Origin of the sequence: Jidongwangia harbinensis (assembly GCF_020216025.1) — a bacterium.
Taxonomy (GTDB): Bacteria; Actinomycetota; Actinomycetes; order Mycobacteriales; family Micromonosporaceae; genus Actinoplanes; species Actinoplanes harbinensis.
In genome coordinates this window covers 1-15,186 of the sequence record NZ_JAIWNC010000017.1, presented here as the reverse complement: position 1 = coordinate 15,186, position 15,186 = coordinate 1, and the positions used below count along the sequence as shown (strand labels likewise).

Genomic DNA, 15,186 nt, shown 5'->3' with positions numbered 1-15,186 from the left:
CTCACGCCCCGGCCGGTGACACCTCCGCGGCGTCCGGCAGCGGCCGGCCGGTCTCCAGTAGCGTCTTCAGGCTGGACAGCAACGCCGGCCAGCCGTCGCCGACCATCTCGCGGAGGATGCTGCCGGGCTCGAACCCGTCGTGGATGACGGTCAACTTGACCAGGTCACCCTGCTGCTCGAGATCGAAGGACACCGCCGACCGGCGCTCCGCCGAGGCCCGGCGGAGGAACTCGGCGTCGAACCCGTGGGCCGCGGCGAACTCGGGCGTGACGGTGTGCCAGGTGTACGCCAGCCGCCGGTACGGCTTCGCCTCCAGCACCACCTGCTCCGGGTCGGCCGTGGTGACCCCCTGCTCGGTCCACGTCATGGCCGACCCCTCGGCCCAGTCGGTGTCGAACGTGACGCCCCAGTAACGGCTGGTGAAGGCGGGGTCGGTCAACGCCTGCCAGAGACGTTCCGGCGTGGTGTTGATGTAGGTCGTGTAGACGAAAGCGCTGTCCGTCATGGGTGGGCCCTCCAATGCGGCCTTGAGGTCGGCGAGCGCGCGGGCGCGTTCGCGGTGGTAGCGGTTGATCCACCGGTCGGCGATCGCGTTGATCGGCTCGGCGTTGAGGTAGTGCAGCTTCTCCCGGCCGCGGCGCACGGTGGTCACCAGATGTGCCGCCTCCAGCGCCGCGAGATGCTTGCTCACGGACTGCCGCGCCATGCCCAGCCCGGCGGACAGTTCCCGCAGGGTCTGCCCGTTCCGGCTGTTCAGCCGGTCGAGCAGCTCGCGGCGGCTCGGGTCGGCGAGCGCCTTGAACACCTCGTCCATCTCCGCCATCCGTCGCGATAGGCACCCGTTCGGCTGCCTTTAACATAGGCAGCCGACGGGCTGCCCGTCAATGCGCGGCGATAGTAGTCTCGGGGTATGCCGGTGCACCGCGTGCTCGCCACCCGGTCCTGAGCCCGTGCACTTCATCGGCCGCATCGCCATCTCGGTCGGCCTCGCGGCGGTCTGGATCGCCGGCCTGTCCCTCTACTTCACCCTGACCCGGGGCGGCGGGTGGCTGCCGCTGGCGGTCACCACCGTCGGTTGCCTGGCGCTGGTGTTCCGCCGCGGGCACGCGGTCCTCCCCTGGCTGATCTCCCTGGGCGGCACGGTCCTCCTCGCCTGGGAGCATCTGCTCTGGCCGGTGACCGCCACGATGAGCCAGCTCGCCCTGGCACATCTGGTGTCGGTCCGGGGGCGGCGTACCACGGTGGCGGCGGCCGCGACGACGTTCGCGGCGCACTGGCTCTGCCTGGTGTGGCAACGGCCGGTCGACGACTTCTGGTTCCTGTCCGCGGGCCTGCTGGTGTGGACCGTGGGATCGGTCTGCATCGGCACCGCCTTCCGGTTCCGGCGGGAACACGTCACCGGCATGGAGGAACGGGCCCGGTGGGCGCTCGAGTCCCGGGAGGCCGAGGCGCGGCGGCGGGTGACCGAGGACCGGCTGCGGATCGCCCGGGAACTGCACGACGTGCTCGGCCATCAGATGGCGGTGATCCGGGTGCACGCCGGGTTGGCGCGCCGGACACTGACCACCGATCCCGCGAAGGCGGCCGCCGCGCTGAGCGAGACGGAGACCGCCGCGCAGGCCGTGCTGCGCGAGATGACCGGCATCCTCCGGCTGCTGCGGGAGCCCGACGCGGACCCCACCACCGCTCCGGCCCCGGGCCTAGACGACCTCGACAAACTGATCGACGAGGTACGCCGCAACGGGCTCACCGTCACGGTCGCGCAGCAGGTGGACGCGGGCCGGGTGTCCAGACTGGTCGGCGTCACCGCGTACCGGGTGGTCCAGGAGTGCCTGACCAACGCCGGCCGGCACTCGACCGGTGCGGTCGAGCTGTCCCTGCGTACCGAACCGGAGGTGCTGGTGATCGAGGCGACCAATCCGCTGCCCGCGCCGGGCCGGACGCCGCCGGGCGGCGGCTTCGGCCTGATCGGGATGCGGGAGCGGGTGCGCGCGGTCGGCGGCCGGCTCACCGCCGCCGGGAGCGGGGGGTTCTTCCGGGTACGCGCGGCGCTCCCGCTCACCGCCGGAGTCGACCTGGAGGCGCAGCAGTGAAACCGCCGGTACGCGTCCTCGTCGCGGACGACCAGACGCTGCTCCGCGCCGGGTTGCGCGGCATCTGCGAGTCCGAACCGGGCATCGTGGTCGCCGGGGAGGCGGCCGACGGCGCGGCGGCGGTGGCCGCGGTCCGGGCCGGCGGGATCGACGTGGTCCTGATGGACCTGCGGATGCCCGGCATGGACGGGGTCGAGGCGACCCGGCAGCTGACCGCCGACCCGGGTGCGTCGGCCGGCGTCGCGGTGCTGGTGCTGACCACGTTCGAGACCGACGAGCACGTGCTCGACGCGGTGGCCGCGGGCGCCCGCGGATACCTCGGCAAGGACGCCGACCCGGAGGTGCTGCTGGACGGCATCCGGACGGTGGCCCGCGGCCAGACGCTGCTCTCGCCGCGGGCGATGGCGGTGCTCGCGGCGCGGGCCGGCGGGCCGTCCCGGACCGTGGCGATGCCCGATCCGCCGCCCGCCCTGGCCACGCTCACCGACCGGGAACGCGAGGTCGCCACGCTGGTGGCGCGCGGCCTGTCCAACGCCGAGATCGCCCGGCACCTGGTGATCTCGCCGCTGACCGCGAAGACCCACGTGAACCGCGCGATGGCCAAGCTCGGCGTGCGGGACCGGGCCGCCCTGGTGGTCGCCGTGTACGCCGCGGACGTACCGCCGCCGCAGTAGCCGCACCGGCCTGCTGCCCCGGCGGTACGCACAGTTGCCGCCACGGGACGACGACACCGGCCGCCCCGATCACGATCCTTGGGCACCATGGCTCGTCTACTCTTCCGCCTCGGCACGGCCAGCGCCCGGCACCGGAAACTCGTGTTCGTCGTCTGGGGACTGGCGTTCGCCGTCCTCGGCCTCACCGCGGTCCGCGGGACGGAGTTCAGCGACGACGCGTTCGTCCTGCCCGGCTCCGAATCCAGCCGGGCCCTGGACCGCACCGACCGCTACTTCCCCGGCACCGACGACGACGGCACGCTGCAGCTCGTGCTGACCGCGCGGGACGGCTCGCCGATCACCAGCGCCGCCAACCGGGCCCGGGTCGCGCAGACCCTGGCGGCGGCCGGGACGCTCGGGCGCGCCGGCGACCCGTTCGACCGCGAGCGCCCGTACGTCTCACCGGACCGGACCACCGCGGTCTCCACGGTGGAGCTGACCGACCCGACCGAGGCCGCGTACCACCGGGTGCTGGCGGTCGCCGCCCAGGCCCGGGCCGCGGGTCTGGGCGCCGAGGTTGGCGGATCGATCGTCGACCCGGCCGAGGAGAGCAGCCCGGCCGAGGCGGTCGGCGTGATCCTGGCGTTCCTCATCCTGCTCGTCACGTACGGCTCGCTGGTCGCCGCCGGCGCCAACATGCTCGGCTCGCTGATCGGCGTCGCCGTCGGCAGCCTCGGCGTCCTGGCCTTCTCCGCGATCCGGCCGATCGGCGACACCACACCCACCCTGGCGGTGATGATCGGCCTGGCGGTCGGCATCGACTACTGCCTGTTCATCCTGGCCCGGTTCCGCACCGAACTGCGCGACGGCAGAACCGTCGAGCAGGCCATCGGGTACGCCGTGCGGACCGCCGGTGCGGCCGTGGTGTTCGCCGGCACCACCGTGATCATCGCCCTGGCCGGCCTCGCCGTGGTCCGGATCGAGTTCCTCACCGAGATGGGCATGGCCGCCGCCTTCGCCGTCGTGGTCGCGGTCCTCATGGCGCTGACCCTGCTGCCCGCGCTGATGCGCTCGATGGGCCGCCGGGCGCTGCCCCGACGGGAGCGCCGCACCGGCGTCACCCCGCACCGGGGGACGTTCCTGAAACGGTGGATCAACCTCGTCGTCCGGCGTCCCGTCGCCGTCCTCGTCGTCGCGGTGACCGCGCTGCTCGCGCTGGCGACCCCGGTGCTGTCCCTGCACACGTCGCTGACCACACCCGGCGGCGACGACCCGGCGTCCACCCGGCGCGCCGCGTACGACCGGATCGCGGCCGCGTTCGGTGCCGGCCACCAGGGCCCGCTGATCGTGCTCGTCGAGGGCCGGAACGCCGAGCGGAGCGTCCCCGCGGTGACCCGCCTGCTCACCGGCCTCGCCGGGGTCACCGCCGTCGCCCCGGCCGGGGTCACCGCGGCCGGCGACGCCGCGCTCGTGCAGGTCGTCCCGGCCCGCGACGCGGTCGACCGGGCGACCCGCGAACTGGTCCACGACATCCGCGACCACGCCGGCGACGTCGCCGGGGTACGGCTGTCGGTCACCGGCTCGACCGCGATCGACATCGACACCACCCAGGCGCTCAACCGGGCGCTGGTGACCTACCTGTTCGTCATCGTCGGGCTGTCCCTGCTGCTGCTGATCGTCATGTTCCGTGCGCTGGTGGTGCCGCTGATGGCGACGCTCGGCTTCCTGCTGTCGCTCGGCACCGCGGTCGGCGTCACCGTCGCGGTCTTCCAGTGGGGCTGGGCCGCCGCGGTGTTCGCCGCACCGTCCGGCAACCCGCTGATGAGCATGCTGCCGGTGCTGCTGGTGGCGATCCTGTTCGGCCTCGCCATGGACTACCAGGTGTTCCTGGTCTCGCGGATCCACGAGGCCCGCCGGCCCGGCCGCAGCCCGGCGGACGCGGTGCTCGACGGCTTCGGCCGGGCCGCGCCCGTCGTGGTCGCGGCGGCCCTGATCATGACCGCGGTCTTCGCCGGCTTCGCGCTGAGCCCCACGCCGATCGTCGCGTCGATCGGTCTGGCCCTGGCCGCGGGCGTGCTGGCCGACGCGTTCGTGGTGCGGATGCTCATCACCCCGGCGCTGCTCGTGCTGCTGGGCGACCGGGCGTGGTGGATCCCGCGCACGCTGGACCGGATTCTGCCGCACCTCGACCCGGAGGGCGCGGCACCGGACGCCGAGCCGGCGGCCGCGGCGGCGCCTTCGGGTCCGGCCGGCTCCGGTCAGCCCTGATCGCGGCTGCCGGGCCGACCGGTCCCCGCCTGATCAGCCGCCGTAGTACCGGGGCCGGCGCGGGCGGTACCCCGGCCGGCGGTTGCGCACCAGCTGCCGGGTGGCGAACGCTCCCGCGGCCGACCCGGCGATCAGCGCGGCGAGCACCAACGGCACGTTCAGCCCGGACGGCTCACCACCCACCGAGGCCGACGACAGCACCTGGGCGGGCGCGCTGGTGGCGGCATCGGGCGGCGGGGCGGTGGGCAGGGCCCGGAAGTCGACGATCCCGCTGCTCTCCAGCAGGGTCAGGTGCGTCATCACGAACTGGTTCGCCTGCTGCGCGAGCTTGCGTACGTCGTCGTTGCGGGTGCTCGACCGGATCGTCGCGATGGCCGGGAAGATCTTGCCGTGCGCCGCCCGGAGCCGGTCGACGTAGATGTCGTCGAACTCCTCGCCCTCCGCCGCCTCCATCTCCGCGAGCCAGCCCTGCTGGTCCTTGTTGGGCTTGCCGGGAAGCTTGAGGTCCAGCTTCTTCGCGGTGTTCCGGGCGAGTTCGTCGAGCGCAATGTGCTGGTCCGCGATGGTGCGGCCGATCCGCTTGATCCGCGCGTTGTCGGACCTCTCCTGCGCCATCTCCCCGGCCGGGATCTCCCACAGCCCGGCCAGGCGCACCTTGATGACGAAGTCCCGGTCAGCCTCCGAGACGTCGCCCCGGCCCCGGTCCAGGAGCAGGTTCTCCGGTGGCACCGGCACGTCCGGGGCCGCCCGGGCCTTGTCCGGTACGAGCAGGATCAACGCAACGGAGAGAAACGCCGTGCCCCACATGCGGCGCCATGGGGACGACAAGCCGACAGCGGCCACCAAACCCTCCTCGACTCAGCTCTGCTTCGAGCACCTTCGACACCATGAGATACGGAGCAGTAACCGGATCGGATCAGTCTCGACGGGGCCAATATCGACGACGGTCAGGCAGCGCGGCCACCACCGCCGGCCGGCGTCCCGGTCAGGGAAGGCCGGGAGTGCCGCCGCCGCTCAGGACGTCGCGCACCGACGGCCAGCCCTCCAGCACGCGGCGTACGCCGGCGTGTTCCTCGTCCCGCAACGCCCGGGCGTAGGCGCTCTCCAGCACGTCGCCGACCAGCTCGGTGCGGCCGCTCGCCGCCGACCGGACCGCCGCTTCCACCATCGCCAGGCTCATCACGTTCTCGTGCACCTCGCCGGAGGGACGGTCCCCGGTCCGCAGCGCCTCGACGAACACCCGCAGCGCGCCCGCGATGCCCGAGTACGGCGACGGGTCGGGCCGGCCGATGTCGCCCTGGGCGTCCAGCACCGGTTCGTCGTCACCGTTCCAGAGCGCGGTGCCCCGCTCGCCGCTCACCCGCCAGGCACCGTTCCACGACGTCACGGCACCCGGGCTGCACCAACTGCCGGTGAAGACGTACCGGGTGCCGCCGTCCATCTCGAACACCGCCGTGGCGTTGGCGTCGCCCGCGTACCAGCTCCACGACGGGTTGTACGTCTGGCAGTACACCGACACCGGCTCGGCGCCCAGCAGGAAACGCGCCGCGTCGAAGGCGTGGATCGCCATGTCGACGAGCAGCGGGTGCCGCATCTGCTCGCGGAACCCGCCGAACCGCTCGGACCGGAAGAACTCGGTGGTCACGCCGCCGATCGCGCCCAGCTGCCCGGTCATCGCGCGCAGCGCCGACAGTTGCGGGTTCCACCGGCGGGACTGGCTGACCATGAACAGCTCACCGGTCAGCTCGGCCGCGGCGGCCAGGGACAGCGCACGGCTCACGTCCTCCGCGACCGGCTTCTCCCCGAGCACCGGCAGGCCGGCGAGCAGCGCCGCGGTGGTCACCGGGTGGTGCGCCTCCGGAACCGTCACGTTGATCAGCGCCTGCGCCCCGGTCCGGCGGGCGAGCGCGACGGCGTCGGTGCCGACCGGCACCTCCGGCCGGCCGGCCGCGGCGGCCGCCGCACGTGCCACCGCCGGGTCCAGATCGGCGACGCCGACCACCTCCGCCTCGGCCGAGGCGATGACCGTGGCCAGCCACGCGCGGCCCATGCTGCCGGCGCCGGCCAGCACCACGCGCAGCGGTTCGTCCGCGGTGGACCGGACGGTCCGGAACGTCACTGCGCCGGCCCCGGGAAGAAGTCGCCGGTGTCGTGCCGCCGCAGCGTCGGATACCGCCGCTCACCGGGGTTGTCGCTGCAGGTCCAGCGGACGCCGTTGGCGATGACCCGGCGCACGTCGGAGTGGTGGTAGGTAGGGTACGCCTGGTCGCCGGGACGGAAGTAGAAGATCTTGCCGTGCCCGCGGCGGAAGGTGCAGCCGCTGCGGAACACCTCGCCGCCGCTGAACGAGCTGACGAACACCAGTTCGTCCGGGGTGGGGATGTCGAAGAACTCCCCGTACATCTCGTCGGAGTCGATGACGATCGGGTGCGGCACCCCGGCCGCGATGGGGTGGGTGGGGTTCACCGTCCAGACGAGTTCGCGGTCGTGCTCGGCGCGCCACCGCAGGCTGCACGTCGTACCCATCAGCTTGATGAAGATCTTGGACCAGTGCCCGGAATGCAGGACGACCAGGCCCATCCCCGACAGGACGTGCCGGTGCACGCGCTCCACCACCTCGTCGGCGACCTCGCCGTGCGCCGCGTGCCCCCACCAGGTGAGCACGTCGGTCTCGGCGAGGACGTCCTCGGTGAGACCGTGCTCGGGCTCGTCCAGGGTCGCGGTGCGGACCACGCATCCGCCGCCGAGGTTCTCCCGGATGCCCTCCGCGATCGCCGTGTGCATGCCGTCCGGATAGATCGCCGCGACGTGCTGCTCGGTCCGCTCGTGGCGGTTCTCCCCCCACACCGTCACGCGGACCGGATGCGTAGTTGCCGTGGTCACATCGAAACCCTTCTGCTGGCACGCAGGTGCGAATGGAGATCGCCATCAGGATATTGCCCGGCCGAGAGCGTCGAGCACCTCGTCCTCGCCGCGCCCGGCCGGCAAAGGGCGACATCCCGGCATCTGATTCGATCGGAATCGACGAAATGAACAGCTCCACGCAAGTTCACGGCACGTTCAACCGCCACCGGAACACGGACGCATAGCATCCCATCGACATCAATTGTGGGGAGCAATCCGTGAAGACGTGGTCCCGAAAGCTGCGGATGCTGGCCGCCGCCGTGGCGCTGAGCCTGCCCGTCGTCGCCGTCGCTCCGGCGGCGCCCGCGTACGCCCTCAACCTGGTGGCCTGCAACGAGGGCGGCTACCTCCGGATCTGGTACTGGTCGTGGACCAGCGACGGTTTCGAGTACGAGGACAGCCGGTGCTGGGCCAATGCGGGCGAGGACGACCAGCTCTACATCCGGCGCGCCACGCGGTTGTGGTCGGGAAACAATGCCGGATACGTCGAGATCGACGACGAGCGCCGGGTGAACTTTCCCAAGGACAAAGAAGTGAAGCTCGACGAGGGAGCGGTGACCTTCCTCAAGATTTACTGAGCTCGGTCACTATCGTGTCCGTCATGCGGTCGGACTTCACCGTCGTGCTGCGCGGCTACGACAGGGATCAGGTGGATCGGCTCTTCGCTCGGGCGGATGCGGCGGTGGCCTCATCGGACGACGCGGTGCGCGCATCCGCGCTCAGGCTGCTGCGGAGCCCGGGGTTGCCGGTGGTCCTCCGCGGCTATGCGCGTGACCAGGTAGACGACGCTGTCCGCGATCGCTTGGCCGCATTGGGATCGACCGCCCCGGACGATTCACCGCACCACCCCGGGTCGTCCTCCTTCGTCGTGGCGCTGCGCGGGTACGACATGGCGGAGGTGGACGACGCCTTCGGGCGGGCCGAGGCGGCGACCCGGTCGAACGACGTATTCGTGCGGGCCGCGGCGCGAGAGGCGCTGCGTGCGACCACCTTCCGTGTGCGCATTCGCGGCTACGCCCGCGCCGAGGTGGACCGCGCCGTGCGGGAAGCAGTGCGTCGGCTTTCCTGACGCGCCGCGCGGGCATCGGATACCGGCGCGGTCTCCACCGCCTCCCGTCGTGGCCCGCCTCGGCCGGCGCTCGGTGCCGGGACGCACCGGAGCGGTGGCCACACTTTGTCATGGTGATTCACCCCGCAATTGGCTACGTTGCCCTCACCTAGGCCGATTCCCACAGGGGGTGGCAGCCGTGCGGCAGGAGCACAAGATCTTTCGGGCGATCGAGGTCGGCGCCGGCGGCGACGGGCGGTGGGCCGCCTACGCCCGGGGCCTGTGGCAGGAGATGGAGGGCCTGCTGACCGAGGAGGGCCGGACTCCGGAGGGCGCGGATCGTGTGCGGACGCTGTTCCGTGCGCACATGCCGGAACTGGTCCCGGTTCTGGACCGCCTGGCCGGCCAACTCGACCGGCCCGAGGCGGAAGTCTTCCTCACCCACGCGGCACTGCGGCCGTTCTCCCAGGCGTGCACCCAGATCGCCCGGAACGGCACGCTGCTGCGCAACTATGACCTACGACCCGACCAGTGCGAGGGGACCATCGCCTCCTCCTGCTTCCTGCGCCCCGTGATCGGGATGCAGGACATGCTGTGGGGCCTGTTGGACGGGATGAACGACGCCGGTCTCGCGGTCTCGCTCACCTGGGGCGGACGTTCCGTCTACGGACGCGGCTTCGCCATTCTCATTCTCGTGCGCTACCTGCTGGAGACGTGCGACACCGTCGACGAGGCGGTCGGCAGGCTGCGATTTCTTCCGGTCGCCGTCCCCCAGAACCTCACCCTTGTCGATCCCACCAAAGCGGTGACGGTGTTCGTGGGGCCGGACATGTCACCGACGGTGGCGCCGGATGCCTGCGCCGCCAATCACCAGCACCTGCCGGTGACCGACGAACAGGAACGGGCCATCCGGACGCAGGAGCGGCTGCGCGCCATCCGCGCCGCGGGCACGGACGTGGCGGCGATGCTGGAGCCGCCGCTCTACCGGTCCGTCGACGAGCAGGGGTCGCGAACGCTCTACACAGCCCACTACCGGCCCGCCGAGGGCCGTGTGACGTACCACTGGCCCGGTGCGTCCTGGCAACAGTCCTTCGGTGACTTCACCCCCGGATCCCGCACCGTGACCTTGGGCCGGACCAGCTGAACGGCTTTCCGGACCCCTGCCCACCCGGCATGAGAATCCGGCAGAAACGTGATGTCACCCGCCGCCGAGGAGCGCGCGTCGCCGGACCGGTGTGGCGGAAAGCCTCAGCCGGTGCCGGTTGACGCGGTAATGCCGGTACGCAGTAGTGCGACCAGACGGCGGGCCTGCGCGGCGTCGGCGGTCAGGGCCGCTCCGCCGGCCAAGGTCAGCACATCGGTTGCGGTGAGGTCAGAACGGAGTGCTGGCTGCGCGCGTCGGACAAGGCGATCGGCGATCGAGGTGATCGACGCGTGCCAGTCACGGAACAGTGCGGTGCGGCGTTCGTCGGTGCCTTCCGTCGCGGCCAGGGCAAGGGGACGTTTGGTGGCCACGTGCACCACGAATTCATCGAGCCAGGCGAACAGCGCGCCCGTCGGCTCCGCGGACTCCAACAACTGCTCGCCGCGTTGGCACAGGGCGGCGACCTCGTCGGCGTAGACGGCGACGAGCAGGTCGGCGCGCGTCGGGAAGTGGCGGTACAGGGTGGCGTTGCCGACCCCGGCGCGTCGGGCGATCACGTCGAACGCGACGTCGTTGCCGGCCTCGGCCAGCGCTTCACGGGCGGCGGCCAAGAGCCGCGCACGGTTACGGGACGCGTCGGAGCGCGAGCCACGCTTGCCATCCGGGGACATCCCCACATACGGTACCGGCAGCTAAGCGGGGAGTTCCCCATCTAGGTTGCGGAGGAATCGGGATGCCCCTCACCATGGAGGACCGGATCACCATTACGGACCTGATCAACTCGCACGGCCACCTGACCGATCGCGGCGACTTCGACGGCCTGGCGACGCTGTTCACCGAGGACGTCGTCTACGACGTGTCGGCTCTCGGCGGCGGCACATTGGTCGGTCTCGCGGCAGTCCGCGAAGCCGGCCTGGTCCTGGCGGACGCCAACCCGGTAGCCCACCACGTGACCAATATCGTGCTCCGCAAGACGGCGGACGACACGGTCCAGGCCCTGTCCAAGGGATTCGGGGTCATGGCTGACGGATCGACCGGCAGTGTCACGTACGAGGACACCGTCGAACGGACCGCGGCCGGATGGCGCATCACGCACCGAATCGTGCGCGCCCGCCGCACGCCCCTCCATCAGGACTGACTTCGACAGGATGGAGTGCCCGCTCAGACCGGCGAGCGTGCGCGCCGGCGATCAGCAACGACGTCGAAGCGGCCGGGCGGCGTCGGTTATTCGATGTCCTTCGGCCGCGAACGTCGCGATAGTTGGCTGATGATCGAAAAATTCAACCCGCCGACCGTCCATGAACCGGACGGCTACAGCCACGTGACGATCTCCCACGCCGGTCGGCTCGCGCATCTTGCCGGCCAGTGTCCGCTCGACCTCTCCGGCGAGGTGGTCGGCGAGCCCGGCGACTACGCCGCCCAGACCGACCAGGTGATGACGAACTGCCTGGCGCTTCTCCAGGCCGCAGGTGCCACCCCGGCCGACGTTGTGCGGTCGGTCGTCTACGTGGTGAGCCCGGACAGCGCGGTCCTGTCCGCGGTATGGCGACAACTCAACGCGTCGCCGCTGGCCGAAGCTTTCACCACCGCCAGTACGTTGCTGGGGGTGGCATCCCTCGGCTATCAGGGACAACTCGTCGAGGTGGATCTCACCGCAGCGCTGCCGGACTGACCAACGCTCGCCATTCCGCCCCTTGTTTCACGCCCGCGACCATGTCAGGTGATGAGTCGAACCCGCGTCGCACCGCGGCCCCGCCGCCCCGCGGGCGGATACAGCTGCTGGGCGGGGTCCTGCCGAGCGAACTTCTCCTCCATCTGCTTCTCGGTGTACGGCCAGTCTTGACCGGATCGCCGGTCGACCTGTGAGACATCGAGCATGAGAAGCTCCTCCCCAACAAGGATGGGGTCGGCGGGAAGTCGGGCCACCACCAGCTCACTCCACCACACTTACATTTCGATGCTCTTCTATGTGAGTTACGAAAGTATTACTGCCCCAGGGGGATCTGAGGAAACCAGGTGGCGACCTCCTGGCCGCATGACGACGGTGTTCCGAAGCCCGGCTCACACCGCCGCCGCGAGCTCGTCGGGACGCTCGAGCGGCAGGAGTGCCCGCAGTCGACGTGCCGCACTCGGACATCGGCGAAGAACTGGTCGAGGTCGCTGGGCCGGCCGTGGAGCAACACCGCGCCGGGGCCGGGCCGGTCGTAGACGAGCCTGAACCCGTCAACGAGCCGTGCCGACGAGCGGGATTCGTCAGCGAGCCGTCGACTGCGCTCCGGCGCTCTCTCGTTCGGCGATGGCGGCCTGAATGCGACGCAGCGTACGCAACGCCTTCTTCGCCGCAGCGCGGACTTCCCCGTCGAACACGGTCACGCCCCGGTCGCCGGCCATCAGCCGCTCCAGCGTCGGGACCGCCCGGTCGTCGCCCGTCGATCCCAGCGCGACGGCCGCCCAGTACCGCTGATCCGGATCCGGGCTGCCGGCCGCGGCCAGCAGCCGGGGCACCACCTCCGGCGCGAACAACGCCAGCGTGCTGGCGAGATAGCCGATCCGGGGGAACCGCCGGTGCTCGAACTCGTGCCAGAGTGCCGCCAGCGCCGCGTCGCCGCCGATCCGGGCCAGGGCGTCGGCGGTGCGCTGGCGGAGCCACTCGGCCTGGTCGCCGAGCAGCGGTTTCAGCGCGGGTACGACCGAGGCGTCGCCGAGGCGGCCGAGGGCGGTCACCGTCTCGCCCCGGACGATCCACTGCGGGTGGTCGAGGAGCGTGACGAGCTGTGGCACGGCGGCCCGGATGTCCATCGCCGCGCAACCCATCGCGGCCCAGGCCTGACAGTTGTATCGGGTGTCGCCGAGCGCGGCGAGCAACGGCTCCTGCAGCCCGGGGTCCGCGAAGACGGCCGCCTGGTTCATCGCCCGCGAATACAGCGACCGGTGGAACTCCCGGTAGTCACGGACGAGCACGTGCAGCGCCGCGACGGCCGACTCGTCGCCGTGCGTCCTGGCCCGGTCGAGCAGACGGTGCACGTGCGTTTCGCGGGTGTCCAGGTCTCCCGATCGAAGGCCCTGCAGGTCGGCGGGATTCACCGCCCGACCATACGCGCCTCCGGCGATCACTCGAACCGGGCCTGTTCCTCGCACTTCTCCTCGATCTTCCAGACGTCCCGGGAGAACGCGTCGCCCTCCTTGCGGTAGTCGACGAAGGGGCCGTCGCCGCGCGGGGTGACCTCCACGCCGGCGGCCTTAACGCAGGCGACGTAGGCGCGGAACCGGTCGGCGTACTCCGCGTAGTCGTGTCGTTTGAGCCGGTCCACCGCGAGCTCGGGATTCTTGACGTGACAGGCGGCGAACGCGGCGCGGTGCTTGCCGCCCTCGGCCTGCTCGGTGGGCTTCCAGTACCCGCGGCCGACGTCCTGACCGGGCACGCCCTGGTCGCGCAGGCACAGGTTGTAGGCGTTCAGCATCTTGTTGACCTCCTCCTGCGAGGTGTCCGCGCGGATCAGCGGACGCTGATCGTCGGCGGCGGCGGAGGGTGTCGTCGTGGCGGGCTTGCTCTGCAGGGTGGCCACCTCCGGCCGCGCCTGTTCCGCCGCCGGCGAGTCGGTGCAGCCGGGCACCGTCAGGGCGGCCAGGATCGCGGTCGCCACGCATATCTTCCGGTTGATCACCGGCGCCAGTGTTCCCGGGGGGTGTCAGAAAGTTGTTCGGACCGCAGGCGGCCCGGTCCGGCCCGGCCGGCTTCCGCGCTGAGCTCCCGCCAGTACTGCTCGACCAGGAATCAGTTGCTCGGCGGCGGAGTCGACGACTCCGGTCCGGGGGTGCTGGCACTCGGCTGCGGACCCAGGACCTCGCCCACGGTGATGTCGGAAGTTCCGCTGCTCTGGTAAGCCTCGGTGGCCAGGATCTGGTAGTGGTGCGTGCCCAGTTGCGCACCGTACCGGACCCACGCGTCGAAGTGGTTGCCGACGGTGATCGTGCCGCCGACGCGCTTCTGCCGCCGGACGCTCCAGTACTGGTAGAACGTCGCGATGCCGTCGATCGACAGCTGGTTCACCCGCAGGGAGCGGTAGACGTCGTAGGTGCCGCCGTCGCTCTGGATCGTCCCGAGCCGGCTGGCGCCGGCGGTGGGAATCAGGGTTCCGAACGTCTCGACCACGTAGTACTCGACCAGCGGGTTACGGGTCCAGCCGTACAGCGCCAGCCAGCTGTTGCCGTTGCTGCGCCAGGTGCCGGAATAGTTGACCACCCGGCGGGTGCCCGGGTTCCAGCCCTTGCCCACGACCGTGTTGTTGGTGCCATTGGCCCACCGGACCCGGTAGTTGCCGGCGGGGCCCAGCGTCATCGTGACGTCGCCGCTGTCTTTCCAGTACGAGAAGAAGTACCCGTTGTGGGTGCCCTCCTCGTTGGCGGTGATGGTCCGGTCGGCTTCGGCGTGGGCGGTTCCGGCCACGGTCACCCCGGTCACGGCCAGCACGACGGCGCAGGCACCACCGAACAGCGCCCGCACTCGACCACCTCGCTGGCGCACCGGCCTGACGGAAATCTCGGTCATCTGTACTCCTGCCTCGGCCGGCCGACCACTGTGGAGTCCCAAGAGTCAACCCAGTGATGAAGGTCGATTTCTGGGGATGGGCACCAGTATTCGGTGGGGTCCGCGACAGTGTCAACAACTTCCGGAAATCCCCCGGAAATCTCGGTCGGATGTCACCGCAGGTTCTGCAGACGACCGCAATCCTGTCCGGTGGCAGCCTCGACTGGCTCGTGGCCGCCGTCCGCCTGGCTGAACGGGCGCGGTCAACTGCTCGACCTCGTCGACCGCGCGGAGGTTCGCGACGCCACGGCCGGGTGGGCCGCCTGATGGCTGTGTCGGCTGGGGCCGTGTGTGTCGGGCGAGACGTTGATGTCATCACGCTGGTGGGGGGCGGTGGGCCTCTGGTTCGACCGGTCTGAGCGGCGCATTAACGGTGGTCTCAGATTCGCTCGGTACGAAGTCGGCATCAGATGAGCGAGTGACCGGTATGCAGGAGGCTTGTGATGGCAGTCAACGTAGCGCGGCCCGGGGAAGCACGGCGCGGGGAT

General features: G+C 71.0%; 16 protein-coding genes. 8 read left to right on the top strand and 8 right to left on the bottom strand.

The window, feature by feature from the left end; all coding sequences use genetic code 11:
* Position 1 precedes the first annotated feature (1 nt).
* Complete coding sequence (locus LDL48_RS20990) at positions 2 to 814, bottom strand: ArsR/SmtB family transcription factor (RefSeq protein WP_225256892.1); 813 nt, start codon at positions 812 to 814, stop codon at positions 2 to 4.
* A 136-nt stretch (positions 815 to 950) separates the two neighbouring features.
* Between LDL48_RS20990 and LDL48_RS44580 the strand changes: the two genes are divergently transcribed.
* From LDL48_RS44580 to LDL48_RS20975, 3 genes are all read left to right on the top strand, one after another.
* Entirely contained in the window at positions 951 to 2,093 is a 1,143-nt protein-coding gene (locus tag LDL48_RS44580) for a sensor histidine kinase (RefSeq protein ID WP_225256891.1), read from the top strand.
* Positions 2,090 to 2,767 carry a response regulator gene (locus LDL48_RS20980; protein WP_225256890.1) on the top strand — a complete coding sequence of 226 codons (678 nt, stop codon included), beginning with the start codon at positions 2,090 to 2,092 and terminating at the stop codon, positions 2,765 to 2,767. Before LDL48_RS44580 ends, LDL48_RS20980 begins: the two co-directional genes overlap by 4 nt.
* Positions 2,768 to 2,854: 87 nt before the next feature.
* The gene (locus LDL48_RS20975) at positions 2,855 to 5,014 is read left to right on the top strand and encodes an MMPL family transporter (protein ID WP_225256889.1); all 2,160 of its coding nucleotides are present in this window, start codon (positions 2,855 to 2,857) and stop codon (positions 5,012 to 5,014) included.
* Positions 5,015 to 5,047: 33 nt separating this feature from the next.
* On the opposite strand, the gene LDL48_RS20970 is transcribed toward LDL48_RS20975, so the two are convergent.
* From LDL48_RS20970 to LDL48_RS20960, 3 genes are all read right to left on the bottom strand, one after another.
* A complete protein-coding gene (locus tag LDL48_RS20970) occupies positions 5,048 to 5,857 on the bottom strand; it encodes a DUF4142 domain-containing protein (RefSeq protein WP_225256888.1) in 810 nt (269 codons plus the stop codon).
* A 142-nt stretch (positions 5,858 to 5,999) separates the two neighbouring features.
* Positions 6,000 to 7,133: a Gfo/Idh/MocA family protein gene (locus LDL48_RS20965; RefSeq protein WP_225256887.1), complete on the bottom strand. Its 1,134-nt coding sequence runs from the start codon at positions 7,131 to 7,133 to the stop codon at positions 6,000 to 6,002.
* Positions 7,130 to 7,897 carry a ThuA domain-containing protein gene (locus tag LDL48_RS20960; RefSeq protein ID WP_225256886.1) on the bottom strand — a complete coding sequence of 256 codons (768 nt, stop codon included), beginning with the start codon at positions 7,895 to 7,897 and terminating at the stop codon, positions 7,130 to 7,132. Before LDL48_RS20960 ends, LDL48_RS20965 begins: the two co-directional genes overlap by 4 nt.
* 239 nt (positions 7,898 to 8,136) lie before the next feature.
* Between LDL48_RS20960 and LDL48_RS20955 the strand changes: the two genes are divergently transcribed.
* The 3 genes from LDL48_RS20955 (at position 8,137) to LDL48_RS20945 (ending at position 10,110) form a co-directional block, all read left to right on the top strand.
* Positions 8,137 to 8,496, top strand: a complete 360-nt coding sequence (locus tag LDL48_RS20955) for a hypothetical protein (RefSeq protein ID WP_225256885.1) — start codon at positions 8,137 to 8,139, stop codon at positions 8,494 to 8,496.
* A gap of 23 nt (positions 8,497 to 8,519) precedes the next feature.
* Positions 8,520 to 8,987, top strand: coding sequence for a hypothetical protein (locus LDL48_RS20950; protein WP_225256884.1), 468 nt, complete (start codon positions 8,520 to 8,522; stop codon positions 8,985 to 8,987).
* Positions 8,988 to 9,165: 178 nt separating this feature from the next.
* Positions 9,166 to 10,110, top strand: a complete 945-nt coding sequence (locus LDL48_RS20945) for a C45 family autoproteolytic acyltransferase/hydrolase (RefSeq protein WP_225256883.1) — start codon at positions 9,166 to 9,168, stop codon at positions 10,108 to 10,110.
* A gap of 104 nt (positions 10,111 to 10,214) precedes the next feature.
* Here the strand turns inward: LDL48_RS20945 and LDL48_RS20940 are convergent, their stop codons facing one another.
* Positions 10,215 to 10,781: a TetR/AcrR family transcriptional regulator gene (locus LDL48_RS20940; protein WP_225256882.1), complete on the bottom strand. Its 567-nt coding sequence runs from the start codon at positions 10,779 to 10,781 to the stop codon at positions 10,215 to 10,217.
* A gap of 62 nt (positions 10,782 to 10,843) precedes the next feature.
* On the opposite strand from LDL48_RS20940, the gene LDL48_RS20935 reads away from it, so the two are divergent.
* Together LDL48_RS20935 and LDL48_RS20930 are read left to right on the top strand one after the other, a co-directional pair.
* On the top strand, positions 10,844 to 11,248 hold the full coding sequence (locus LDL48_RS20935) for a nuclear transport factor 2 family protein (protein WP_225256881.1): 405 nt from the start codon (positions 10,844 to 10,846) through the stop codon (positions 11,246 to 11,248).
* A gap of 15 nt (positions 11,249 to 11,263) precedes the next feature.
* A complete protein-coding gene (locus tag LDL48_RS20930; RefSeq protein ID WP_225256880.1) occupies positions 11,264 to 11,782 on the top strand; it encodes a RidA family protein in 519 nt (172 codons plus the stop codon).
* A gap of 581 nt (positions 11,783 to 12,363) precedes the next feature.
* On the opposite strand, the gene LDL48_RS20925 is transcribed toward LDL48_RS20930, so the two are convergent.
* From LDL48_RS20925 to LDL48_RS20915, 3 genes are all read right to left on the bottom strand, one after another.
* Positions 12,364 to 13,194: a HEAT repeat domain-containing protein gene (locus LDL48_RS20925; protein ID WP_225256879.1), complete on the bottom strand. Its 831-nt coding sequence runs from the start codon at positions 13,192 to 13,194 to the stop codon at positions 12,364 to 12,366.
* A gap of 26 nt (positions 13,195 to 13,220) precedes the next feature.
* Positions 13,221 to 13,754: a hypothetical protein gene (locus tag LDL48_RS20920; RefSeq protein WP_225256878.1), complete on the bottom strand. Its 534-nt coding sequence runs from the start codon at positions 13,752 to 13,754 to the stop codon at positions 13,221 to 13,223.
* A gap of 131 nt (positions 13,755 to 13,885) precedes the next feature.
* Positions 13,886 to 14,659: a glycoside hydrolase family 11 protein gene (locus LDL48_RS20915; RefSeq protein WP_308016475.1), complete on the bottom strand. Its 774-nt coding sequence runs from the start codon at positions 14,657 to 14,659 to the stop codon at positions 13,886 to 13,888.
* Between the last annotated feature and the right edge of the window lie 527 nt (positions 14,660 to 15,186).

What these genes read in the sequence shown, in the direction of transcription:
- LDL48_RS20975 (WP_225256889.1), top strand. Translation starts at nt 2,855, where the DNA reads ATGGCTCGTCTACTCTTCCGCCTCGGCACGGCCAGCGCCCGGCACCGG.
- LDL48_RS20915 (WP_308016475.1), bottom strand. Translation starts at nt 14,659, where the DNA reads ATGACCGAGATTTCCGTCAGGCCGGTGCGCCAGCGAGGTGGTCGAGTG.
- LDL48_RS20990 (WP_225256892.1), bottom strand. Translation starts at nt 814, where the DNA reads ATGGACGAGGTGTTCAAGGCGCTCGCCGACCCGAGCCGCCGCGAGCTG.
- LDL48_RS20935 (WP_225256881.1), top strand. Translation starts at nt 10,844, where the DNA reads ATGCCCCTCACCATGGAGGACCGGATCACCATTACGGACCTGATCAAC.
- LDL48_RS20950 (WP_225256884.1), top strand. Translation starts at nt 8,520, where the DNA reads ATGCGGTCGGACTTCACCGTCGTGCTGCGCGGCTACGACAGGGATCAG.
- LDL48_RS20940 (WP_225256882.1), bottom strand. Translation starts at nt 10,781, where the DNA reads ATGTCCCCGGATGGCAAGCGTGGCTCGCGCTCCGACGCGTCCCGTAAC.